This window comes from Marinomonas shanghaiensis, from assembly GCF_003259175.1.
GTDB classification, from domain to species: domain Bacteria; phylum Pseudomonadota; class Gammaproteobacteria; order Pseudomonadales; family Marinomonadaceae; genus Marinomonas; species Marinomonas shanghaiensis.
Window position 1 is genome coordinate 572,062 of record NZ_QGOK01000003.1, and the last position, 22,077, is coordinate 594,138.

Consider the following 22,077-nt stretch of genomic DNA (forward strand, 5'->3'; position numbering starts at 1 on the left):
TAGATATTTCCCTAATGCAAATTAAGGCTTTGATTCTAGCGAAAAGAAGAGGAAAAATCGATGCACAAAGCGTGGCGTTAAGAGATAATTATACAATGAATTTAAAGACACAAACTCTTCTTCGTTTAGGTTACAGTGAGTATCGCCCGTTGCAGGAACAGGCGATCGATGCCCTATGCTCAGGACAAGACGTTTTGCTAGCGGCACCAACCGGTGGTGGTAAATCGTTAGTTTACCAAGCCGCAGGACTGATCAGGCAAGGTGTTGCCGTGATTGTCAGCCCTTTGTTATCGCTTATGTCTCAACAAGTCGAGGAGTTAAACGCAAGGGGCATACGAGCCAAGTTCTTGAACTCTACTTTAAACCCAGGTGAGCAAGATGATCTTGTTTGGGCGTTACGTCACAAGCATATTGATTTGTTGTATCTATCACCGGAGAAACTGGTTCAATCCTCCGTTATAGGCTTTTTGCACAGCATTGAAATTTCGTTGTTTGCTATTGATGAAGCGCATTGTATTTCACAATGGGGGCATTTTTTTCGACCGGAATACAGCCAACTTGGTCAGTTAAAAGCCTTTTTTCCGAATGTCCCAATCATTGCATTGACTGGCACCGTTGATCAAAAGACGGTCGTAACTATCCAATCATCTCTGCAGCTTACAAATTGCTTGGTAATGAAAAATAGCTTTGATCGCGCCAATATCAAGTTGCAAATTGCTCAGAAACGTAAAGCAAAGCAGCAGATACTGTATTTTTTACACCATGAAGTACCTGGGGAATCTGGCATTATTTATTGTCGTTCACGAAAAAAAACCGACGAGCTATCAGGTTGGCTACGTAGCTTGGGGCTGCCAAGTTTAAGCTATCATGCCGCTATGCCAGAAGAAGAGAAACAAAAGAATCATGCCATTTTTATCAAGCAGCATGGCACGATTATGGTTGCTACAACCGCTTATGGTATGGGGATCGATATTTCTCATGTTAGATTTGTGGTTCATTTAGATCTGCCAAGTAGTCCAGAATCTTATTTTCAAGAAGTTGGAAGAGCCGGACGAGATGGGAAACCCGCCAAATCATTATTGCTTTATGGTTTGCAGGATATGTTGCAAGCCCAGCAGATGGCGGCATTTCATCCCTTGGCCGCGGAAAAGGAGATGCAGCATTTAGGCAGTTTGTTTCGCATTCTAGAGAACAGGGGGTGTCGTCGACAAAATTTACTGTCTCATTTTGATGAAGAAATTCCTGCTTGTCAGTATTGTGACCGATGCCTTTCGAATCGTTCAGAGCAGAACATGACAACGGCGAGCCAAAAACTTTTGTCTTTAATTTATCATACAAAAGGTCTGCAGCCATTTTCCTCGCTTATTCAAATTCTACTGGGTAAGAAAACGAAAGCGGTTGCGGCTATCAAAGGGGAATCCTCATCTTTATTTGGCAAAGGTAAAGAGCTCAATGAGGCTCAGTGGAAGTCCGTCATTCGTTACCTGCTGGCATACGAGTATATTTCCGTCGGAACGGCGAGTGTTTTTACCTTGTATATTAATGAAAAAGCACGAGCGGTACTGCAAGGTAAGACACAAATTATCATTCCGACAGAATATTATTATCCTACTTTGTCAGAAGAGGAATTGGCGTTAGACAGTGCCAATTGGCATAAAATTTTAGCTTGGAAATACTCCAATGCCAGTATTACATTAAGTGACACTCAGCTTAGATTGATTTGTCTGCATAAACCTGCCTCTGTTGCTTCGTTGAGCCGTTTAACAGGGTTGTCAAAAGAAAGTGTCGCGACTTTTGCAGGCTCTTTAATGCAAGTGCTTCATGATACATACTCTGAGAAGGCCCATACTCTATGCCCTTGAACTCAAGAAAAGCAATGCCAGATTATGAGGCTGACGCACTTGCCTATGTTTTTGATCGGGTAAACCAATGTTTTACGACCGCGGATACTTTTTTTGGCGCTAAATTCAAGCGATCAAGCTGTAATTTTAAGCAAAAAGGCAAAGCTGCTGGCACCGCGCATTTACAAAAAAACGAACTGCGTTTTAATCTTTTTATGTACCAGCAGGATCCTACTGCGTTTCTCAGCCAGGTCGTTCCTCATGAAGTGGCGCACATTGTGGTGTACCAAATATACGGCAATAGCGTAAAACCCCATGGTAAAGAATGGCAAGCGGTTATGTTTAAGGTATATGGTATTCGACCAAGCCGCACCCATACGTTTGATGTACCACCACAAAAAAATAGCTATGAGTACCGTTGTGCCTGTCAAAAGCATGATTTTAGTAAGCAACGACATACCAGAGCACAAAGAGGCACCGAGTACATTTGTAAAAAGTGTCGTTCTTCATTGCAATTTGTGACCAAGAAAACGATTGGCACAGCGTAACTTGCTCAACGTATAAAGAAGCATTCTTCATGCAATTGACCTTAAATCATCCATTTTTGATGCGATAACATCATCCTTATAGTAAGATAAGCGCGTTTTACTTACAGCGTATATATGATGGATTTATCGAATCGACCTAAAGAAAAATTGGAGCTTAATAAACTCCAAAAACGCCTTCGCAGATTAACGGGCCAAGCCATATCGGACTTCAATATGATTGAGGATGGCGATAAGGTCATGGTGTGTTTGTCAGGAGGGAAAGACTCGTACACTATGCTTGAGATTTTACGAAATCTGCAGGCTAGCGCACCAATAAAGTTCAGCATTATTGCTGTTAATTTGGATCAAAAACAACCTGGTTTTCCTGAGCATATTTTGCCTGCCTATTTGGAAGAGCAGGGGGTAGACTTCCATATCTTAGAGCGCGATACCTATAGCATAGTGAAAGAGATTGTCCCAGAGGGCAAGACAACTTGTGGTTTGTGTTCTCGTTTACGTCGTGGCTCTTTATATGGTTTCGCGGAAGAAATTGGCGCGACTAAGATAGCATTGGGTCATCATAGAGACGATATTCTAGAAACATTATTTTTAAACATGTTTTTTGGTGGTAAATTAAAATCTATGCCTCCGAAGCTGTTGAGCGATGATGGGAAGCATATCGTGATTCGTCCTCTCGCTTATTGCAAAGAGTCTGACATAGAGGCATTTGCTCTTATGAAGGAATACCCCATTATTCCTTGTAATCTTTGCGGTTCTCAAGAGAATCTTCAAAGACAAGTGGTCAAAGATATGTTACAAAAATGGGAAAAAGAGTTTCCGGGAAGAATCGAGACGATGTTCTCTGCTTTACAAAATGTAGTTCCATCTCACTTAGCAGATACTGAATTGTTTGACTTTAAAGGGTTGAAGCAGTCGCCAGCGGCCTTCGACCGATTAAATATTATTTCATTATAGGATAATAGAAATGAATCTTACACAAAAAGCACTATTACTAACCGCCGGCATTTTAGGGTCATCTATCGTTAATGCGTCCTCAGCAGGGGTCAGCTTAAATAATGACACAGTGAAGGGTGATATTGATCTAAATATGGGCGCTTTCGGTGTGAATGGTGGTATTACACACAACGATGATCAAAATACTTCGACAGCACATATTGGTGTAACCGTTGAAGATTCAGATACGAGCGGCCCACTTCAGGCGGGTTTGGGGATTCGTTTTTATGCAATCGATGCCAATTTAGACAGTGATACAGGTAATGATGATCTTTCTCTTGCCTTAGCGTTAGGTGGCTGGTACCGCTACACATTGCCAGAGGCAAACCGTGTTAGCATTTATGGCTCTGTTTACTATACTCCAGAGGTACTTGCGCTATCTAACCTGGATCACATGTATACTTATGAGTTTCGTGCAGAATACATGACGATGCGTAATGCCAGAGCCTATGTGCGTTATGGCAAAACGGTAACTGTATACGAAGATAATAGCCGCAAAGAACTTGATAAAGGTCTTTCTGTTGGCGCAACCGTAGATTTCTAATTGTGCTTCAGGCAAATAAAAAAGGTGGCCGAGGCCACCTTTTTTATTTGTGAGTTTAACTCAACTCAGTCGCCATTATAGGCACAAAGGCTAAAAACAGGAATATCACTGTCTCTTAGCTTCTGACTGCCACCAAGGTCTGGCAAATCGATAATGGCCGCCACCTCTTTGATATTTGCCCCTTGTTTTGTTAAAAGTTCAATCGCTGCGAATAAGGTTCCACCCGTTGCAATTAGGTCATCAAATAGTAAGACTTCATCACCTTCACTAACGGCGCCTTCTTGGATCTCCAATTCTGCTTCACCATATTCTAGCGCGTATTTTTGCGAAATAGTTTTTCCAGGCAGCTTGCCTTTTTTGCGCACCAAAATGAGGGGTTTCTGTAGCTCATAAGCTAAGACAGCCGCAATTAAAAAGCCTCTCGCGTCAATACAAGCAATGTGTGAGATATCCGTAGAGATATATCGATGAACATAGGCATCGACGACCATTCTCATCCCTTTAGGATCACTGAAAATAGGCGTGATATCTCGAAAGCTGATGCCTTTTTTTGGCCAGTCTTCAACGGTTTGTATTAGTGACTTAACGTAAAAATCGTCATAGAGCATGTTGGTAACGCCTCATTATATCAATCAAATGTTAGCGATTTTACCACAATCACTCGCAACCCCAACGAGTTTTTGTATTTCAGGGAAGTCAATTATCTCAATTTCTTTGCCATCCACATGTATCAACTCATTTTTTTGAAACCGAGTAATGACGCGGCTTACCGTTTCCACGGCCAAACCAAGATAGTTACCTATTTCACCACGCGACATAGACAAACGAAAGGCACTCGCAGAATAACCGCGCTTTTTAAAACGAGTAGATAGGTTTAACAAAAAAGAAGCCACTTTTTCATCTGCATTCTTTTTACCTAGCAGTACCATCATTTGCTGATCATCAGAGATCTTGCGACTCATGACTTTGAATAGCTGATGTTTGAGAGAGGGAATTTGAGAAGACAGCTCTTCTAGGTGGCTAAATGGGATTTCACAAACGGTTGTGGTTTCTAGCGCTTTGGCTGAGACGGGGTAAATGTTGGAATCAATACCACTTAAACCAACCAGCTCACTTGGACAGTAAAACCCTGTAATCTGCTCTTCACCGTATGACGTTATATTAAATGTCTTCAATGTTCCAGAGCGCACGGCATAAACCGAATCAAAAGCTTCGCCCTGACGAAACAAAAAATCCCCTTTTTTGAGTGGCTTTTTGCGCTCAATAATTTGATCTAAACGATTAATGTCTTCGTCCGCTAGTGCAATAGGCAAACACAGTGCGCTTAGGCTACAGTTTTGGCATTGCGATGTTAGAGTGCTGTTAAATCGTGACTTTGTGTGTGTCATGGTGGTCATACTGTTCTCCCTGTTCTCGATTTATATAACTTTTGAGTATTTTATCGCGCCATTTAGGTACTTATCGAAAACCATGCAAATGCACCGAATCAGTAGTCTACCGCGCTCTGTCACTTTAATAATGGTCTGCATTCCATTATGGTTGATTTCTAACATGCCATCTTCGATCATGGATGTCAGATTGTCTACTTCTTGAGAAAAATAATCAAAGAAGCGAATCTTAAATTCTTTTTCAATGATTTCGGTATTTAGTTCAAATTGAGCAATCAGTGACATGATGACATGATGACGAATTTTATCATCACGATTGCTAATATATCCCTTAGCAATGGCTAATTGGCCTTTTTCAATACTGTTCCGATACAGGGTCAAGTCCGTATGGTTCTGTATATAAACGCCATTCAAATCGCTAATGGCTGAAACACCAAAAGCCACTAAATCCGTATCTGCGTGTGTAGTATAACCTTGAAAATTTCTTTGTAAGCTGCCTTGTTTTTGTGCTTGAGCAAGACTGTCATACGGTTTGGCAAAATGATCCATTCCAATGTATTCATAACCTGCATTCATAAGATACTCAATGCTCATTCTGAGTAAATCAAGTTTCGTCGTGGCAATGGGCAAACTCTCATCCAAAATCCGTTTTTGAGCTAAAAAGCGCTCAGGTAAATGTGCATAGTTGAACAAAGAGATACGCTCAGGTGATAACTGTATCACCTTGTCTAAGGTATCTTGGAAACCAGCAAGAGACTGATAGGGTAAGCCATAAATCAAATCAAAGTTAACCGATTTTATGCCTAATTCTCGCGCATGGTCCATCAGGTTCTTAACCATTTTAAACGGCTGAACTCGATGAATTGCCTTTTGCACTATTGGATCAAAATCTTGCACGCCAACACTGATTCGATTGATGCCCATCTCAGTCAGCAATTTAAGCTTGGAATAATTGATTTCTCTAGGGTCAATTTCAATACTGTAGTCTTGTGTCCCGTTATTGACCAAAGTGAAGTGCTGTTTAATATTATTAAAGAGGGCGTTTATTAAGTCTTCAGTGAGAAAGGTAGGTGTTCCCCCACCAAAGTGCAGCTGCGTAACTTTGCGGGTATGATCCAGCATAAGGCTGCGTAGTCTCATTTCCTCGCCTAACAACTCTACATATTCTATGCCTTTCTCATACTGCTTGGTGACAATCTTATTGCAAGCACAGTAATAACACAGGTGCGCACAAAAAGGGATGTGAAAGTACAAGCTCAGAGGAGCATCAGACGGCACTAACATTTTATCTATTAACGCAATTTTACTGATATTCGCATCAAATTGTGGTGCGGTAGGGTATGAGGTGTATCGAGGCCCTGATAAATCATATTTACCAATCAGTTCAGAATCCCAAATCATGATGTCTTCCTATTAAAATTTCTAATAGGAGTGTACTCTTTAGTGAATTCGCATTAGCTGACTCAGATCATGATTTATGATGCTGAAATCAAAAATCCGCTTTACTTAGGTCACTGACAGTAATGATAGGATACGAATATTCTCACAGCCTCCCAAATTTGGTCTAATAACACCCCATTTATTGCGCAATCTGTGTGAAGGTTTTTTTATGAGTTCGTTCCCCCTATATCTCGCGCATGGTGCTGGTGTTGGTCATACAAACGATTTTTTATCTCAACTGGGTGCCGCCATCTCAGTACAAAGAGAGCAATTGATTATTCCTTTGACATTTTCCTATATGAAGGAGCAGGCATTATCAATGAAAAGAAGGCCTCCGCCACGTTTTTCTACACTGATACCTGAATACGCGAATTATATTGAGCACGAGGAGGCTTGTATTGTTGCTGGCAAGTCAATGGGAGGAAGAGTGGCAACGCAGTTATCACATCTTCCTATGGTCAAAGCGATTGTGTGTTTTGGTTTTCCATTTCACCCCGTGGGAAAACCAGAAAAAAATAGGCTTGCCTTCCTGTCTAAGATTGAGGTGCCTTGTCTCATTGTGCAGGGCACTAGGGATGCATTGGGTCGTTATGAGTGGGTAAGTCAGCAAACACTGCCTAAAAACATTGAAATTGTGTGGATTGAAGGCGCAGATCATGACTTTAAAACCCTAAAAAAATACAATACTACGATCAATGATACGATTAATCATATTGCTGCCATTACGCAGCATTGGTTAATGAAAACCATCTGAGCAATTCATACTCTTTTAACACCAAAGGAATACCATGGAATACCAAGCGATTCTTGATGCCACAGGCCTACTTTGTCCAGAGCCTGTAATGCTGCTGCATGTGGAAATGCGAAAATTGACCGCGAAACAGACATTAAAAGTCATTGCAACAGATCCTTCTACGACCAGAGACATACCAAAGTTTTGTCAATTTCTTGGGCACAAGCTGGTACAGCAAAACCAGGAAGAGGATGTTTATACATTTTGGATTGAAAAGAAGGAAAAATAAAAATCCCCCAGACTATCAGTAATAATCTGAGGGATTAAATTAACGACTAAAAAACTTAGGCAACTTTAAGCTTTTTAGTGTGCTCTTTTTCACCAAGAATCGCACTTTGATAAATGTGCTCGAAATTTGAAAAACCCACGTCAATATCTAAGCGAAGTTGGCGGGCAATATCGTTCGAAGAGACCAAGCCTCTTATGGTTTTGGTCTCTTCATCAATCACTAAGAGATGCTGAAATTTATTATTTCTTTGACTGAAAAGTAATGATTCGATATCAGACTTTTGCAGTGAAGTATAGGACAGAGCCAACAAAGTTTCTTTCGGTCTCATCAAATCAGCTACCATTAGCTCTGAGCGCTTATAACCATTCGCAACCTGTTTAATGAAGACATCTTCCGATAAATCTTCAAGGCTGATGACGCCAATAAAATGATTATCTGCATCAACAACAAGTTTCATGCGGACGTGCTCTTTGCGCATTAGCAAAACCAATTCATCAGCACGCGTGCTGGATTCTATGACTCTAGGGCCTGCCTTTTGAAAGTCAGTAAATACAGACAAAGCAGGTGAGTACAAGTTAGTGTTGGCTAACGTTGTAGGCCAAGTTAAATTATTAACGTCTTTTGTTGATACGTAAGTCAATGTTTTCATGATAGAACCCCAATAAAGTAGATAAAAAGAAGAATGGGTAAGTTATATCAATGAAACTGGTGGCGCCCTTGGGCTCTTATTACTGATTATTCGGGAGTGAACAGGAAGATGGTTATAAATGAAATCAGGTAAAGAACGACTTAGCACCTTTGAGGCGTAAAAGTCCGAATAAACAAAATGAGTGTCGGAACTTTTTTCTTGATCTGGGACAACGACTTCACAAAACTTTTGATCTATTGTTGGCTCTATCCAACGCAATTGAGTTACTTCGTGCGCATTAACACGTTGAGAAATCGTCAATAAAGACGATATCACAACCGCAATCAACACAAGTAACTGAATTTTCATAGTAATACCAACGTTTACAAACTAATGTATGCAATTAATATAGGCTTGCCTTTCTGTAAATCCCAGCGTTTTTTATAAAATGACGTATATTTCCACTATCTTGTGTTTTGTTAATAGATCATGACTAAATGCAACATAATACCTATAAACGTTAACATAAGGTTAGGAAACGTGATTGATGGTTCCTAACCCCAGAGCTTTTTGCTAATACTTATTTATATTAGGCTACCACTGCTGGCAACATAATGGTTGCTTCACCGGTCACCACAACTTTACCTTCGCATTCACACACTGTTTTTAGTGTTGCTCGGCGGCGGCGCTCGTTGATATCTGTCACCGTCACGGTTGTTACGACCTCTTGCCCAATAAAAACAGGAGCTCGAAACTTAAGCGTCTGCTCAAGATAAATGCAACCAGGTCCTGGAAGCTGCGTGCCAATCGCGGCAGATATAAATCCGGCAGTCAGCATGCCGTGAGCAATAGGCTGACCAAATGATGTTGTCGCTGCGTATTCAGCATTCAAATGGACAGGGTTTGTATCTCCCGTCACTTCTGCAAAAGCCTGAACATCCTCTGTTGTGACCACTTTTCGGTACTCAGTGCTTTGGTTTATGGAAAGTTGCTCTAATGTATAACCAGTCGTCATTACCAATCCTTATTTTGTCATTTTCGGTTATGGTACACTTTCATCGTACTATTCATAAGAGGTATCTATGGTTAAATTGGTAATTTTTGATTGGGACGGTACCTTATTTGATTCTATTGATAAAATCTGTGCCAGCATGCTGCAAGCTGGCAATTTGGCAAAAGCGCCCACTAGGACAAAAGACGATGTAAAAAACATTATAGGCTTGTCTTTGGAAAGAGCGGTTGATGTTATTTGGCCGGAGCTATCTATTAACGAACACGACACCATTATTGAGCATTATAAACGTATTTATGTTGCGGCCGACCAGACACCACCGCTGGCTTATCCTGGTGTAATCAAAGTGTTGGATAAACTGCAAGCATCCAATGTCAAAATGGCAGTGGCAACAGGAAAAAGCCGACGGGGACTTGAGCGAGCGATGTTGCTAAGCAAGACAAACGATTATTTTGTTGCTTCTCGCTGTGCCGATGAAACGCTATCGAAACCCAACCCACTGATGTTAGTGCAAATATTGACGGAGCTAAACATACGCCCAGAGCAGGCCATTATGGTTGGCGATACAGAATACGATTTAAACATGGCTACTAATGCAGGTATGAAAAGCATTGGCGTGACTTATGGCGCTCATAAAGCAGAACGACTAAAAGCTTGCCAGCCGCACGCACTTATCAACGATTTTAATCAATTATCAAATATTTTAGGATTATAAGAAATGAGCTGGACAGAAGAGGAAGACCGCAAGCCGTCATTAGATGAATCTAAGGGTGAGCATGAACAAAATACGACAAAGCCAGAAACTGACAAGACGGATCCCAATAAAGAGATTTGGGTATTGCTTGAAAAAACACTGAATGAAAATATTGTTGAAAAACGCCGTGCCAGACGTTGGAGGATTTTCTTTCGTTTTACGACGATCGCTATTTTCCTGGCGGTTATTGGTGGTTGGTTTGCTAAGTCTAACTTTCAGGACGTGAGTCTGGAGGGGGATATCGTGGCCATGATCCCAATGCGTGGTGTGATTGGTGCCGACAATGAAATTGAATCCTCTGAATTTGTTGGTTTACTTGATGCTGCCTACCAGAATAGTCGTTTAAAAGGTGTCGTGATTGAAATGAATAGTCCTGGTGGCAGCCCTGTACATTCTGGGATCATTTATGATGCGATTCGTGCAAAAGAAAGTCGTTATCCTGATATCCCTGTTGTCGTGGTGGTTGAAGATATGGCCGCCTCAGGTGGCTATTACATTGCTTCTGCTGCGAATGAGATCTACGCTGATAAAGCCAGTTTGGTTGGCTCAATAGGTGTCATTTCATCTGGTTTTGACGCCAGTAATTTACTTGAAAAAATTGGTGTAGAACGACGTACTTTTACGGCTGGTCGCAATAAAGCCTTCTTAGACCCTTTTGCGCCAATGACTGAAGAAGCGAAAAGCAAATGGCAGGCGGTATTAGATGAAACACATCAACAGTTTATTAACGCGGTGAAAGAAGGCCGTGGCGACAGACTTGTTATCACTGACGATGTGTTTTCAGGTATGGTTTTTACAGGATCGCAGGCGGTTAAAATCGGCCTCATAGATGGTTTGGCCAGTGTCAATGATATTTTAAACGCTCGTTTTCCTAATGCTGAACCTATTTTTTACGAACCAAAACAAGATTCTTGGAAAGAGCTCGCTAAAGAGCTGGGGGTAGAAATGGCGACAAAAGTCCTAAACAGTACCAATCTACAATAAAATATCTTGTTTATTGAAAAGCTCCTTCGGGGGCTTTTTTAATGCCTGCCATACAGCGATATGAAAAATCAAATCGGTAGTTGACCATGTCATAGTGTTATCAATAAAATAAGTTTGATAAAATAAATTCACTATTTATCTTATCAAACTTTTTACGGTCAGTAGGGGAAATGAACGATGGCTCGCAAAGCAAACATAGCAAGAGAAGAAATTCACCAAGCCTGCTGGGAATTGTTAGAGCAAAACAGCTTCCCTAATATTCCGCGTTTGGCTGAGTTCTTTATGAAAAAAGATGGCCGACGCTGCTCCAACACCACTCTCATGAATGCTATTGCTGAATGGGAGGATGCCTATAAAGATCAGCAACAGCATCAATTAAAAGAACTAAGCGATATCCTTCAGCCGGTATTTAAACGCTTTTCTAGAGAAGTGACCCAACAGCTCGGGCAATTATTAGATGAAAAGTCTTCTGATCTTGAGCAACACCAAATACGTAAACTAGAAGCAACACAAAGTGGTTATTTGTCACTGTCTTCAGCGTTAATTGAGTTACAGGAAGCCCATGACGCATTGATCATGGAGCACAAGACAGTCTGTGATGACGCTGTGATGGCCAAGCAAAAATTGGCATTGAGTGAGCAACGATATCAAGACGTCATGACTCAAAATGCCGTGCTAACGAACCAGATCAAACAGGAACAAAAGGACAATCAAGAGCTCAGAATCAATCTTTCCCAAAAAGAAGTGGACTTAGCCAAACAAGACAATACCTTGACTAGGCTGCACGAGGAAAATACAAAACTGGCTAGTGCACTGGAAGATAACAGGAAGGATAAAATGGAAAATGACGAGATAAAATGGCAAGAAATGGCAAAAAAACTCGACACACTGACTCGCTCGCTGAAAACCATGTCACGCAAAGATAGAGGCTAGAAACAATAACCGTTATAATGCCGTACGATTTGTATTCGCGTCCCCATTATTTAAGAAGAGAAGATGAGCAATAAACAATCTGCCATTCGTGATTTAACCACCATCAAAGACTTCATTCGTTGGACATTTAGTCGTTTCAAAAAAGCTGACTTGTTTTATGGTCATGGCACAGATAACCCATGGGATGAAGCGGTTCATCTGGTCATGGGGGCATTAAAGCTACCCTTGGACTTTGATCGTGATATGCTCGATTGTGCACTGACTTATAATGAAAAAAAACACATTCTTAAGTTAGTACAAACGCGCATCACTAAGCGTGAACCATTGCCGTATCTTTTAGGCGAAGCATGGTTTATGGGGCTGCCATTTAAAGTCACTAAAGATACGTTGATCCCACGCTCTCCAATCCTTTCTTTATTAGAAAGTGAATTTGTGCCTTGGTTGAAAAACTATCCATTAAATATCTTAGATATGTGTACAGGCTCTGGCTGCTTGGGCATAGCGGCCGCTTTAGTATTTGAGGACGCTGACGTCGATATTTCAGATATCAGCGAAGCCGCTTTATTGGTGGCCAATGAAAACATTGTACGCCATCAGGTAGAGGACAGAGTCCGTGCTATTCATTCGGACATGTTTAAAGGATTAGTTGGCAAGCAATATGATCTTATTATTTGCAATCCACCGTATGTGGATGCCGAAGACTTTGAAAACGCTCCAGCAGAATTTCATAATGAGCCAGAATTGGCTTTAACATCCGGAGAAGATGGCCTCAATTTTACCCACGATTTTTTAGCCCAAGTCGCGCATTATCTGCAAGATGACGGTATATTAGTCTACGAAGTAGGAAACACCGAAACCGCCTTACAAGCCGCTTATCCAAACACTCCCTTCATGTGGGTTGAATTAGAGCAGGGTGGAAACGGTGTTTTTATCCTAACCAAAGAACAACTTATCGAACTATTACAAGAGCAGAAATAGCCTATGTCTGGTAATACATTTGGAACACTTTTTAAAGTTACTACCTTCGGTGAAAGCCATGGTCTGGCGCTTGGCGCCATTGTTGATGGGTGCCCACCAGGCATTGAACTTTGCGAAGCGGATTTACAACGCGATTTAGACTTGCGTAAACCCGGTACGTCTAGACACACAACTCAACGACGTGAAGCCGATGAAGTAAAAATCTTATCTGGCGTCTTTGATGGCAAAACCACAGGAACACCGATTGGTTTAATGATTGAAAATACCGATCAGCGCTCAAAAGATTATGGCAATATTGCAGACACCTTCCGTCCTGCCCATGCCGATTATACTTATGATCAAAAGTATGGTTTCCGCGATTATCGTGGTGGCGGTCGTTCATCTGCTCGTGAAACCGCGATGCGTGTCGCCGCCGGCGCCATTGCCAAGAAATACTTGAAGCAACAATTCGGTATCGAAATCCAAGGTTTCTTGTCTCAACTTGGTCCCATTAAATTGGAGGTCAAAGACCTAAGCCAAGTCTATGACAACAGCTTTTTCAGCCCAGACCCCGATGCTATTCCTCAGCTCGAAGAATACATGACAGCATTACGTCGTGAAGGCGATTCTGTGGGGGCAAAAATCACGGTTATTGCTAAAAATTTAATGCCCGGTCTAGGCGAGCCCGTTTTTGATCGTCTTGATGCAGATATCGCTAAAGCCATCATGAGTATTAACGCGGTGAAAGGCGTTGAAATTGGTGACGGTTTTGACGTTGTGGAGCAAAAAGGTAGCCAACACCGTGACGAAATGACACCTGAAGGTTTTTTAAGCAATCACGCAGGCGGTGTGTTGGGCGGTATTTCATCAGGCCAAGATATTGTGGTGCATATGGCATTAAAACCCACATCGAGCATCACTATCCCTGGTAAAAGCATCGACCGCGCAGGCAACCCGATCGAAGTCATCACCAAAGGTCGTCATGACCCTTGTGTTGGTATTCGAGCGACCCCGATTGCCGAGGCAATGTTGGCCCTCACGATTATGGATCATTTGCTGAGACACAGAGCGCAAAATGCTGATGTCGTCTGTCCAACACCCATTATAAAAGGCCAAGCTTAAGCCTTTAAAAACGGTAAATAACAAGCCGCTATGTTGCTAATAGCGGCTTTTTTATTTTGATCTTTCAGGACAAGGTTATTGTATGGTCACTAAACTCGGCACTACCGTCATTCGAATTCGTGTTGGCTCAACCAATCCCGTCAAAGTCAACGCAGCCAGACACGCTTTTTCACAGGCTTATCCTAACCACATTATTCATTGTGAAGGGCAACATGCGCCGTCTGGCGTTGCTGATCAACCAATGACAGAAGCAGACACTCGTCTTGGGGCACAAAACAGAGCCCGCTATTGTTTTGAAAATGCTAGCTCCGACATGAATTTTTTTGTGGCGATGGAAGGAGGCGTGGATGCATTCGAGGAGGGCGCTGCTACCTTTGCCTATGTGGCTATTATGGATGATAAAGGAAAACTAATGACGGGGCGTTCTGCTAACTTACCTTTACCAAACAAGATTTATCAACGCTTACAGGCGAATGAAGAACTCGGAATCGTTATGGACGAATTATTCAATACGGATAATATCCGTCAAAAAGGCGGAGCTATTGGCTTATTGACCAATCATGCTGCCACCAGAGAAAGCGTCTATACACAAGCACTGGTTCTTGCATTAGCGCCGGCACTTCACCCAGAACACTACTAATACAGGGCATTTACGTTTTTATGGTTCAAAAATACAAAAGTGAAAGCAATGAAGTATAAATGGATTCTCTTTGACGCGGATGAAACACTTTTTCATTTCGATAATTTCGCTGGTCTAAAACACATGTTTGCTAAACATGGCGTTACTTTTGAAAAAGCAGAATATGATGAATACCAAATCGTCAATAAACAACTCTGGGTAGACTATCAAAACGGTCACATCAGCGCCGAACAATTACAAACACGTCGCTTTGCGTTATGGAGTGAACGATTATCGATCAGTACCAAAGAACTTAACAAACAATTTTTAGATGCCATGGCGGATATCTGCAAGACATTACCAGGGGCGATTGAACTGGTAGAACATTTGCATGAAAGCAAAATAAACATGGGCATTATTACGAATGGTTTTGCTCAGTTACAGAAAATCCGCCTCGAGCGTACAGGATTATTGCCGTATTTTTCACCGGTAGTGATTTCAGAACTGGTCGGTGTTGCTAAGCCACATCCTAAAATATTTGAACATGCCTTAGAACACATGGACTCACCAGATAAAAACCAGATATTAATGGTCGGCGATACGTTGGAGTCGGATATCTTGGGTGGCAACAACTTTGGTTTTGACACATGCTGGCTTAATCACCACGACAAGATACATCCAGAAGAGATTCGACCAACTTACCAAGTCAATTCACTCATTGAGTTATTGGATAAAGTTAAACGCTGGTAACTCAAAAATTAAGCCAATAGGACCATAATATGCAATCATTCACTATTTCCGATAATAACATTTATCGGAAATAGTGAAGATGTATTAACATGTTTCGCTGTAATTAGATCTCTCAGATGCTAAGCATCTAGAAATCATGGTTGGTGTTCTGGTTTAACCTCATTTCTTTTTAACAAAACACCAACTAAAGTTTTCAGTTCATGTTAAATATCAGTGTCCGCCCATGACTTTTTCGATTTCTTTTGGATCGTTGTGCACAGCAAATTTATCGACTACGGTTTCTGTCGCAGCATTCATACCCACTAACTCAACGTCTGCACCTTCACGGCGGAATTTGATCACAACTTTATCTAAAGAAGACACAGAAGTAATATCCCAAAAATGCGCATTAGTTAGGTCAATAACCACTTTATTGACAGCCTCTTTAAAATCAAATGACTCAACAAAAGCTTCAGATGATGCGAAAAACACTTGGCCAATCACACGATATGTACGAACGGATTTGTCGTCATTTTGCTCTGTTTTTACTATCATGAAACGGCCAATCTTATTGGCAAAAAACAAAGTAGCGAGTAAAACACCAACAAACACACCCAATGCTAGATTATGAGTCCACACCACAATAATCACGGTAGTGATCATCACAATATTAGTGGATAAAGGATGTTTTTTAAGATTGGTAATGGAACTCCACGAAAAAGTACCAATTGACACCATGATCATAACCGCGACCAAGGCTGCCATGGGGATTTGTTTTATCCACTCGCCCAAAAACACCACCATAATCAAAAGAAGTGTTCCTGCAATAAAGGTGGACAAGCGCCCTCTACCACCCGATTTTACGTTAATAATCGATTGACCTATCATGGCGCAACCCGCCATACCACCGAGTAAACCCGCCCCTATATTAGCAATACCTTGGCCTTTGCATTCACGATTACGATCGCTTTTTGTATCGGTAAGATCATCAACAATGGCCGCTGTCATCATGGATTCTAATAAGCCAACTACCGCCAAACCAATTGAATAAGGCAAGATAATCAACAATGTGTCTAGATTTAAAGGTACGTCAGGCCACAAAAAGATAGGCAAAGTATCAGGCAGTTCACCCATATCCCCAACAGTACGAATGTCCAAGCCTACTATCATGGCAAAGGCCGTCAATACGACAATGCAGACCAAAGGTGAAGGCAGGCTTCTACCAATGACAGGCACATAAGGGAAAAGGTAAATAATACCCAAACCTACCGCCGTCATGGCATAAACGTGCCAAGTAACATTGGTTAATTCAGGTAACTGAGCCATAAAAATTAGGATCGCCAAGGCATTCACAAATCCCGTCACCACAGACCGCGAGACAAACCGCATTAGACTGCCTAACTTAATGTACCCCGCCATAATCTGGATCACCCCCGTTAGCAAGGTCGCCGCCAACAAATATTCCAAGCCATGCTCTTTAACCAAGGTAACCATCAGCAAAGCCATCGCACCCGTTGCGGCCGAAATCATACCTGGGCGCCCTCCTACAAAGGCTATGACCACAGCGATACAAAAGGAAGCGTACAAGCCGACTTTGGGGTCAACACCGGCAATAATAGAGAACGCGATCGCTTCTGGTATCAAGGCTAAGGCCACAACAGTACCGGCTAATACATCCCCGCGGATGTTAGAGAACCATTCCATTTTCATTTTTTCGAGCATAAGTTACCTTTTTATAAGCATACCAATACAATCGCACCCAGTGCGAAGCATTAGGGACTTCCAGTTAGAAATATTAAACAGAGTAAAAATTAAAATTACATTATGATTTGGCAAAAAATGCCCACAACCAGCTGACTATACAGTGGCAGTATAGAGATATCGTCTCACAGATGTGTGACGAAAAGATGAGAAAACTTAGGGTGGCGTAAGACGCAAAATACTATCCCTTTTGGGGTTTTAAGAAAAATATATCTTAACAAAATATTGACATTAGTCAACTAAAGCACTACTGAGTTATCCCTAAAATAACCCAGTGCATGTCCTTCATTAGTCGACCTTGCGCTAATTACGTATTGATTTATAACGATTAATCCACACCATTATGAGTGCTAAAAACGATAGCACTGCAGCGGCGCTTGGAATCCACGCAAAGCCAAAACCAATACTAATCACCAATCCCCCCAGGGCGGCACCTAAAGCATTCCCTAAATTGAATGCACCTATATTAATAGATGAAGCCAATCCTGGCGCTTTGTCAGCGATTTTCATTACTTGCATCTGTAGTGGTGGTCCACTGCCGAAAATCACGGTACCCCATAATAAAACAGTCAGCCCAGCCCCAAGCGTGGTTGTCGCGGTAAAACGAAACAGTAACAGTACCAGCACTTGCAAACCAAGAAAGACAAACAAAGCTAAATCTGGTGATTTGTCTGTGACCTTACCGCTAATATAATTGCCTAATGTAAAACCAATACCAATCAACATCAGCATGGTGGCAATGACGTTGTCTGTTGCCAGAGCCAAGGTCTGCATCACAGGGGCAATATAGGTATACAGCGTAAACATGGAACCTGCACACATGACGGTTGTCGCAAACGCGCGCAATGCAGCAGGCTGCATGATGGCTTTCAGCTCCGTTTTAACATCGGGTTTTTGTGCTCGTTCCATGGCTGGCAAGCTACGACTAATGCCAAAAATTGCCACCACCCCTAACACCGCCGTCACCGCGAAGGAAAGCCGCCAATCGAACGTTTGCCCTAACCAGGTAGTAATGGGAACACCAACTATATTGGCAATGGTTAAGCCCAAAAAGATAGACGCAACCGCCGAGCCTTTTTTATGATATGGCGCTAAATTCATCGCTACTACGGCACCAATACCAAAAAAAGCACCATGGGAAAGACTGGTAATGATGCGTGATAACAAGAATGTTTCATAATTCACTGCCGCAGCGGAAAGTAAATTCCCCACTACAAATACGGCCATCAAAGCAAGCAGTGATGTTTTATGACTATATTTGGTTAAATACAGTGTAATCAGTGGCGCTCCAACCATTACACCAACCGCGTAAGCACTAATAAGCAGGCCTGCTGCTGGGATTGATGCATTCACACCCTCCGCAATGACTGGCAGTAATCCCATAGGCATAAATTCTGTGGTACCTATTCCAAAAGTACCCAATGCAATAGCAAAAATGCCCCATTGATAAGCAGCAAGCATACAAAGACTCCGATCATTTTGATTCATAATCAATAAACAAAATAAGCCAAGAGAATCGCTTGGCTTATTTAATGAAAGCGCATTTTATAGTAAGTGTAAGCAAATTTCCCTGCTAATTACCCTACTCATCGCTAATTGCCCTGTTCATCGATAGGGCTGTTAGTTTAGTCAGGTCGCTTGCTGTGTTTTTTCGGCCACCAAAACCAGAAAATAACAAACGCTATTAATAAAATCCCAATCATATTAATGAGTATGCTCACTTAACCTCCTGCTTTGCCTTTTCCGTTAAAGATGAAAGGCGTAATAGTCGAAGTCGATTAGCATTAGTAACCACAGTAACTGACGATAAGGACATGGCCGCACCCGCAATCACTGGGCTTAACAACCAACCCGTAAAGGGAAACAAAATCCCCGCAGCAATAGGAATCCCTAAAGCGTTATAGGCAAACGCCCCCCATAGATTTTGCTTGATGTTTTTTAAGGTGGCTTTGCTAATTTGGATAACATCAGCAACGCCTTTTAAATCATTGTTGATGAGCGTGATGTCTGCGCTTTCCATTGCCACATCCGTACCTGCTCCCATGGCAAAACCAACATCGGCTTGTGCCAAAGCGGGCGCATCATTAATACCGTCACCAATCATGCCCACCACCTCACCTTGGTCTTGAAGCGCCTTAACCCAATTTAGTTTATCATCCGGCATTAGCTGCGCATGATAGTCTTCAATACCCACCTCACTTGCGACCGCTGCGGCGGTTGTTAGATTATCTCCCGTGAGCATAACGATCTTCAGGCCTTGCTTTTTAAAACTGGCAATAGCTTCTTTCATGCCCTTTTTAATTGGGTCTTCAATGTAGAATATCGCCAATAGTAGGCTTTCATCTGCCAAATATACCCGCGTCGCGGTGTTGTGTTGATTCTCAACATTGTCTACGTCGAGATGAATACCTTTTTCTTTCATCAAACGTTCATTGCCAAGGTAATAGGCCTTGCCTTCAACATAACCTTTCACCCCCAAACCAACTAGCGACTCAAAATCGTCTAACACCATGGTATTTTTGTCTTTGCTTTCTCCTTGGCAATGCTGCAGTAAAGCCTCTGCTAATGGATGATTTGCTCGTGCTTCAAGAGCCAAGACCAACTGTGCAATGAACTCACTTTGAGCGTGCTCAATGATTATCTGATGGACGACTGTTGGTTTGCCTTCGGTAATCGTCCCCGTCTTATCCAATACCACTACGGTTAATTCGCTTGCCCGCTGTAGTGCATCACCGTTACGAATCAAGCCGCCATATTCTGCCGCTTTACCAATTCCTATCATGGTTGAGATCGGTGTCGCCAAGCCTAGTGCACAAGGGCATGCAATAATGAGCACGGAAATACTGGTCACCAGCATGTAGGAAAAAACCGCATCACCACCAAAATTGAACCATACCATTGCCGTCAAAATAGCAATAATGATCACACTTGGTACAAACACTGAAGATACTTTATCCGCCAAAATACTGATCGGCGGTTTGGACCCTTGTGCTTTACTCACCATGGTAATAATGTGTGCAAGCAAGGTGTCTGAGCCGATGCGAGTCGCTTTGAACAATAAACTCCCCTGACCGTTAATGGTTCCAGCGGACACCAAACTACCCTCACGCTTTTCAATAGGCGCAGCCTCTCCTGTTAACATAGATTCATTCACCGTTGATAGCCCTTCTAGAACCACGCCATCAACCGGAATACTATCGCCAGAGCGTACACGCAATACATCGCCTAACCTAATGTCCGAAACTGGAATTCGTGACTCTAGGTTATGTTCAACCCGAGTTGCCATTTTAGGTCGAAGATCTAACAAACGATGCAACGCTTGGCTGGTTCTGCGTCTTGCTCGCAACTCTAATGCTTGCCCAAGATTAATCAGACCTATGATCATGACGGCGGCTTCAAAATACAAATGATGGGTGTTTTCTGGCAACCAACTCGGCACCATCACCACAAGCATGGAATACAGCCAAGCACACCCAGTACCTAACGCAATTAACATATCCATGTTAGCTTGATGTAAGGTGAAAGCTTTCCAAGCGCCACGAAAGTAATGCTTACCGGCACGAACCATGATCCATAAAGTGATCAGGCCAATGAGTAGCCAAACCACCCTTTCAGTGAGCGTACTCACAACCATGCTTCCGCCCAATACCCCGTAAAACATCAGAGGCACACCCAAGCCCAATCCCAAGACAGCAGATTGACGTTTGTAGTGATATTCCTCTAATTCTCTTTTTCCTCTTTGGTCTTCATTTTGTTCCGCATCAACGATCAAGCTGGCCTGATAGCCCGCATCCTCAACCGCTTTAATTAGTGCATCTAACTCGCCCAGTGTAGTGACTTGCGCAGTATGATTAGCAAAATTCACCTCTGCAGACTTCACATTATCTGAACTAGACAGTGCTTTTTGTACGGAATTGACACAACCAGCACAGGTCATACCGCCGATAGATAACTGGTAACTGACCGGAATCTGCCTGATATTGGTTTCGCCCTTATCAAGATCTGATTCCTTTTTCTTGGCTGGATTATCATCTTGACTACCATCTAAATGAGCAAGCTCACTGTCTTTCAATAGTCCGTAAAATTGGAACCCAGCCTCTTCTATCATGGCCTCTAAAGAGGACAAGGAAAGATCAGACTGCACCAAAAGCGTATCTTCTTTCGGGATACCTGTTACAACAGCCTCTGGACTGTGTTGCTGAATCCGTTTTCGAACTTTCGAGACGCAACCTTGGCATGACATACCTGTTACTTTAAGCTGTAATGGCTGGTCAGATGGCAAGCGTTCGATAACTGTTGAGGTTTTTGTTGTCATGATGCGCCCCTACTCTTTATGCATTGTTTTTTCTTGCCATTCTTCGATCAAGCAACAAATTGAATGCCCATTTGGATTTCCATTAGGCATCTCTTCCCAAGCTGCCAATGCCTCTTCCATTTTCTGGAGATGAGCTTGCAACTGAGCTATTTTAAACTTGGTCTCAGGCACTTTTTTCTGCAGTAAATCTCTGACCATAGGGCAAGGAGAATCACCGCTGTCTGATTGCAGAAAGATCTCTTCGATTTGTTTTAAACTAAATCCCAATTCACTGGCTTGACGAATAAAATGCAACCGCTGTAAAGCCAATTTATCGTAGATCTGGTAACCATTATTTGCATCACGTTCCGCCTGAATAAGTCCTAGCCTAGTGTAATGACGGACGGTTTCGGCTGTAACATTGGCATGACGTGCCAGCTCACTCACACGCATATAAACTCCTTTCTAAATAGACTAGCCAAACAATAATCACAGTGTAAAACCTATA

At 42.2% G+C, this 22,077-nt stretch carries 23 protein-coding genes; 13 read left to right on the forward strand and 10 right to left on the reverse strand.

The features are described from left to right. The first annotated feature begins 14 nt into the window (after nt 1-14). The 4 genes from DKT73_RS03110 (at nt 15) to DKT73_RS03125 (ending at nt 3,926) form a co-directional block, all read left to right on the forward strand. The gene (locus DKT73_RS03110) at nt 15-1,862 is read left to right on the forward strand and encodes a RecQ family ATP-dependent DNA helicase (protein ID WP_232827763.1); all 1,848 of its coding nucleotides are present in this window, start codon (nt 15-17) and stop codon (nt 1,860-1,862) included. Nucleotides 1,863-1,876: 14 nt separating this feature from the next. Beyond that, complete coding sequence (locus tag DKT73_RS03115) at nt 1,877-2,389, forward strand: SprT family zinc-dependent metalloprotease (protein WP_232827764.1); 513 nt, start codon at nt 1,877-1,879, stop codon at nt 2,387-2,389. Nucleotides 2,390-2,503: 114 nt separating this feature from the next. Continuing rightward, entirely contained in the window at nt 2,504-3,343 is an 840-nt protein-coding gene (gene ttcA / locus DKT73_RS03120) for a tRNA 2-thiocytidine(32) synthetase TtcA (RefSeq protein WP_111637112.1), read from the forward strand. A 10-nt stretch (nt 3,344-3,353) separates the two neighbouring features. Beyond that, nucleotides 3,354-3,926: a YfaZ family outer membrane protein gene (locus DKT73_RS03125; protein ID WP_111637113.1), complete on the forward strand. Its 573-nt coding sequence runs from the start codon at nt 3,354-3,356 to the stop codon at nt 3,924-3,926. A 65-nt stretch (nt 3,927-3,991) separates the two neighbouring features. Here the strand turns inward: DKT73_RS03125 and DKT73_RS03130 are convergent, their stop codons facing one another. Genes DKT73_RS03130 through hemN form a run of 3 tightly spaced genes read right to left on the reverse strand, consistent with a single transcriptional unit; the run spans nt 3,992 to nt 6,715 of the window. Beyond that, on the reverse strand, nt 3,992-4,534 hold the full coding sequence (locus DKT73_RS03130) for an adenine phosphoribosyltransferase (RefSeq protein ID WP_111637114.1): 543 nt from the start codon (nt 4,532-4,534) through the stop codon (nt 3,992-3,994). Nucleotides 4,535-4,558: 24 nt separating this feature from the next. After that, complete coding sequence (gene fnr / locus DKT73_RS03135; protein ID WP_111637115.1) at nt 4,559-5,323, reverse strand: fumarate/nitrate reduction transcriptional regulator Fnr; 765 nt, start codon at nt 5,321-5,323, stop codon at nt 4,559-4,561. 21 nt (nt 5,324-5,344) lie between these two features. Then, nucleotides 5,345-6,715, reverse strand: a complete 1,371-nt coding sequence (hemN, locus tag DKT73_RS03140; RefSeq protein WP_111637116.1) for an oxygen-independent coproporphyrinogen III oxidase — start codon at nt 6,713-6,715, stop codon at nt 5,345-5,347. Nucleotides 6,716-6,923: 208 nt separating this feature from the next. Here hemN and DKT73_RS03145 point away from each other — a divergent pair, with 208 nt between their 5' ends. Then, complete coding sequence (locus DKT73_RS03145) at nt 6,924-7,508, forward strand: alpha/beta family hydrolase (protein ID WP_111637117.1); 585 nt, start codon at nt 6,924-6,926, stop codon at nt 7,506-7,508. Nucleotides 7,509-7,542: 34 nt separating this feature from the next. Continuing rightward, complete coding sequence (gene tusA / locus DKT73_RS03150; RefSeq protein ID WP_111637118.1) at nt 7,543-7,776, forward strand: sulfurtransferase TusA; 234 nt, start codon at nt 7,543-7,545, stop codon at nt 7,774-7,776. A gap of 55 nt (nt 7,777-7,831) precedes the next feature. On the opposite strand, the gene DKT73_RS03155 is transcribed toward tusA, so the two are convergent. From DKT73_RS03155 to DKT73_RS03165, 3 genes are all read right to left on the reverse strand, one after another. After that, the gene (locus tag DKT73_RS03155; protein WP_111637119.1) at nt 7,832-8,425 is read right to left on the reverse strand and encodes a CBS domain-containing protein; all 594 of its coding nucleotides are present in this window, start codon (nt 8,423-8,425) and stop codon (nt 7,832-7,834) included. A 42-nt stretch (nt 8,426-8,467) separates the two neighbouring features. Further along, nucleotides 8,468-8,773, reverse strand: a complete 306-nt coding sequence (locus DKT73_RS03160) for a hypothetical protein (protein WP_111637120.1) — start codon at nt 8,771-8,773, stop codon at nt 8,468-8,470. Nucleotides 8,774-8,993: 220 nt separating this feature from the next. Beyond that, the gene (locus tag DKT73_RS03165) at nt 8,994-9,419 is read right to left on the reverse strand and encodes a MaoC family dehydratase (protein WP_111637121.1); all 426 of its coding nucleotides are present in this window, start codon (nt 9,417-9,419) and stop codon (nt 8,994-8,996) included. A gap of 67 nt (nt 9,420-9,486) precedes the next feature. Between DKT73_RS03165 and DKT73_RS03170 the strand changes: the two genes are divergently transcribed. The 7 genes from DKT73_RS03170 (at nt 9,487) to yjjG (ending at nt 15,535) form a co-directional block, all read left to right on the forward strand. After that, complete coding sequence (locus DKT73_RS03170; protein ID WP_111637122.1) at nt 9,487-10,131, forward strand: HAD-IA family hydrolase; 645 nt, start codon at nt 9,487-9,489, stop codon at nt 10,129-10,131. A 3-nt stretch (nt 10,132-10,134) separates the two neighbouring features. After that, nucleotides 10,135-11,154, forward strand: coding sequence for a signal peptide peptidase SppA (gene sppA, locus DKT73_RS03175; RefSeq protein WP_111637123.1), 1,020 nt, complete (start codon nt 10,135-10,137; stop codon nt 11,152-11,154). A gap of 177 nt (nt 11,155-11,331) precedes the next feature. Then, nucleotides 11,332-12,087: a hypothetical protein gene (locus DKT73_RS03180; protein ID WP_111637124.1), complete on the forward strand. Its 756-nt coding sequence runs from the start codon at nt 11,332-11,334 to the stop codon at nt 12,085-12,087. A gap of 63 nt (nt 12,088-12,150) precedes the next feature. After that, entirely contained in the window at nt 12,151-13,065 is a 915-nt protein-coding gene (gene prmB, locus DKT73_RS03185; protein ID WP_111637125.1) for a 50S ribosomal protein L3 N(5)-glutamine methyltransferase, read from the forward strand. 3 nt (nt 13,066-13,068) lie between these two features. Next, complete coding sequence (gene aroC / locus DKT73_RS03190; RefSeq protein ID WP_111637126.1) at nt 13,069-14,166, forward strand: chorismate synthase; 1,098 nt, start codon at nt 13,069-13,071, stop codon at nt 14,164-14,166. 82 nt (nt 14,167-14,248) lie between these two features. Beyond that, a complete protein-coding gene (yjjX, locus tag DKT73_RS03195) occupies nt 14,249-14,806 on the forward strand; it encodes an inosine/xanthosine triphosphatase (protein WP_111637127.1) in 558 nt (185 codons plus the stop codon). Between the two features lie 48 nt (nt 14,807-14,854). Continuing rightward, nucleotides 14,855-15,535: a pyrimidine 5'-nucleotidase gene (yjjG, locus tag DKT73_RS03200; RefSeq protein ID WP_111637128.1), complete on the forward strand. Its 681-nt coding sequence runs from the start codon at nt 14,855-14,857 to the stop codon at nt 15,533-15,535. A gap of 210 nt (nt 15,536-15,745) precedes the next feature. Here yjjG and DKT73_RS03205 read toward each other — a convergent pair whose 3' ends face one another. From DKT73_RS03205 to DKT73_RS03220, 4 genes are all read right to left on the reverse strand, one after another. Then, nucleotides 15,746-17,236 (reverse strand): SulP family inorganic anion transporter, encoded by a 1,491-nt coding sequence (locus tag DKT73_RS03205; RefSeq protein WP_111637129.1) that lies wholly within the window; start codon nt 17,234-17,236, stop codon nt 15,746-15,748. Nucleotides 17,237-17,578: 342 nt separating this feature from the next. Further along, nucleotides 17,579-18,736 (reverse strand): MFS transporter, encoded by a 1,158-nt coding sequence (locus tag DKT73_RS03210; protein ID WP_111637130.1) that lies wholly within the window; start codon nt 18,734-18,736, stop codon nt 17,579-17,581. A gap of 256 nt (nt 18,737-18,992) precedes the next feature. Next, entirely contained in the window at nt 18,993-21,590 is a 2,598-nt protein-coding gene (locus tag DKT73_RS03215; RefSeq protein ID WP_111637131.1) for a heavy metal translocating P-type ATPase, read from the reverse strand. A 9-nt stretch (nt 21,591-21,599) separates the two neighbouring features. After that, complete coding sequence (locus tag DKT73_RS03220; RefSeq protein ID WP_111637132.1) at nt 21,600-22,022, reverse strand: MerR family transcriptional regulator; 423 nt, start codon at nt 22,020-22,022, stop codon at nt 21,600-21,602. Nucleotides 22,023-22,077: the final 55 nt, after the last annotated feature.

Excerpts from the sequence above, each read along its gene's own strand:
- DKT73_RS03220 (WP_111637132.1), bottom strand. The coding sequence starts at position 22,022 with ATGCGTGTGAGTGAGCTGGCACGTCATGCCAATGTTACAGCCGAAACC.
- DKT73_RS03130 (WP_111637114.1), bottom strand. The coding sequence starts at position 4,534 with ATGCTCTATGACGATTTTTACGTTAAGTCACTAATACAAACCGTTGAA.
- DKT73_RS03155 (WP_111637119.1), bottom strand. The coding sequence starts at position 8,425 with ATGAAAACATTGACTTACGTATCAACAAAAGACGTTAATAATTTAACT.
- DKT73_RS03180 (WP_111637124.1), top strand. The coding sequence starts at position 11,332 with ATGGCTCGCAAAGCAAACATAGCAAGAGAAGAAATTCACCAAGCCTGC.
- DKT73_RS03170 (WP_111637122.1), top strand. The coding sequence starts at position 9,487 with ATGGTTAAATTGGTAATTTTTGATTGGGACGGTACCTTATTTGATTCT.
- ttcA (WP_111637112.1), top strand. The coding sequence starts at position 2,504 with ATGATGGATTTATCGAATCGACCTAAAGAAAAATTGGAGCTTAATAAA.
- DKT73_RS03115 (WP_232827764.1), top strand. The coding sequence starts at position 1,877 with ATGCCAGATTATGAGGCTGACGCACTTGCCTATGTTTTTGATCGGGTA.
- DKT73_RS03110 (WP_232827763.1), top strand. The coding sequence starts at position 15 with ATGCAAATTAAGGCTTTGATTCTAGCGAAAAGAAGAGGAAAAATCGAT.
- aroC (WP_111637126.1), top strand. The coding sequence starts at position 13,069 with ATGTCTGGTAATACATTTGGAACACTTTTTAAAGTTACTACCTTCGGT.
- DKT73_RS03125 (WP_111637113.1), top strand. The coding sequence starts at position 3,354 with ATGAATCTTACACAAAAAGCACTATTACTAACCGCCGGCATTTTAGGG.
- DKT73_RS03145 (WP_111637117.1), top strand. The coding sequence starts at position 6,924 with ATGAGTTCGTTCCCCCTATATCTCGCGCATGGTGCTGGTGTTGGTCAT.
- prmB (WP_111637125.1), top strand. The coding sequence starts at position 12,151 with ATGAGCAATAAACAATCTGCCATTCGTGATTTAACCACCATCAAAGAC.
- DKT73_RS03210 (WP_111637130.1), bottom strand. The coding sequence starts at position 18,736 with ATGCTTGCTGCTTATCAATGGGGCATTTTTGCTATTGCATTGGGTACT.
- sppA (WP_111637123.1), top strand. The coding sequence starts at position 10,135 with ATGAGCTGGACAGAAGAGGAAGACCGCAAGCCGTCATTAGATGAATCT.
- fnr (WP_111637115.1), bottom strand. The coding sequence starts at position 5,323 with ATGACCACCATGACACACACAAAGTCACGATTTAACAGCACTCTAACA.
- tusA (WP_111637118.1), top strand. The coding sequence starts at position 7,543 with ATGGAATACCAAGCGATTCTTGATGCCACAGGCCTACTTTGTCCAGAG.
- DKT73_RS03160 (WP_111637120.1), bottom strand. The coding sequence starts at position 8,773 with ATGAAAATTCAGTTACTTGTGTTGATTGCGGTTGTGATATCGTCTTTA.
- DKT73_RS03165 (WP_111637121.1), bottom strand. The coding sequence starts at position 9,419 with ATGACGACTGGTTATACATTAGAGCAACTTTCCATAAACCAAAGCACT.
- hemN (WP_111637116.1), bottom strand. The coding sequence starts at position 6,715 with ATGATTTGGGATTCTGAACTGATTGGTAAATATGATTTATCAGGGCCT.
- yjjG (WP_111637128.1), top strand. The coding sequence starts at position 14,855 with ATGAAGTATAAATGGATTCTCTTTGACGCGGATGAAACACTTTTTCAT.
- DKT73_RS03215 (WP_111637131.1), bottom strand. The coding sequence starts at position 21,590 with ATGACAACAAAAACCTCAACAGTTATCGAACGCTTGCCATCTGACCAG.
- yjjX (WP_111637127.1), top strand. The coding sequence starts at position 14,249 with ATGGTCACTAAACTCGGCACTACCGTCATTCGAATTCGTGTTGGCTCA.
- DKT73_RS03205 (WP_111637129.1), bottom strand. The coding sequence starts at position 17,236 with ATGCTCGAAAAAATGAAAATGGAATGGTTCTCTAACATCCGCGGGGAT.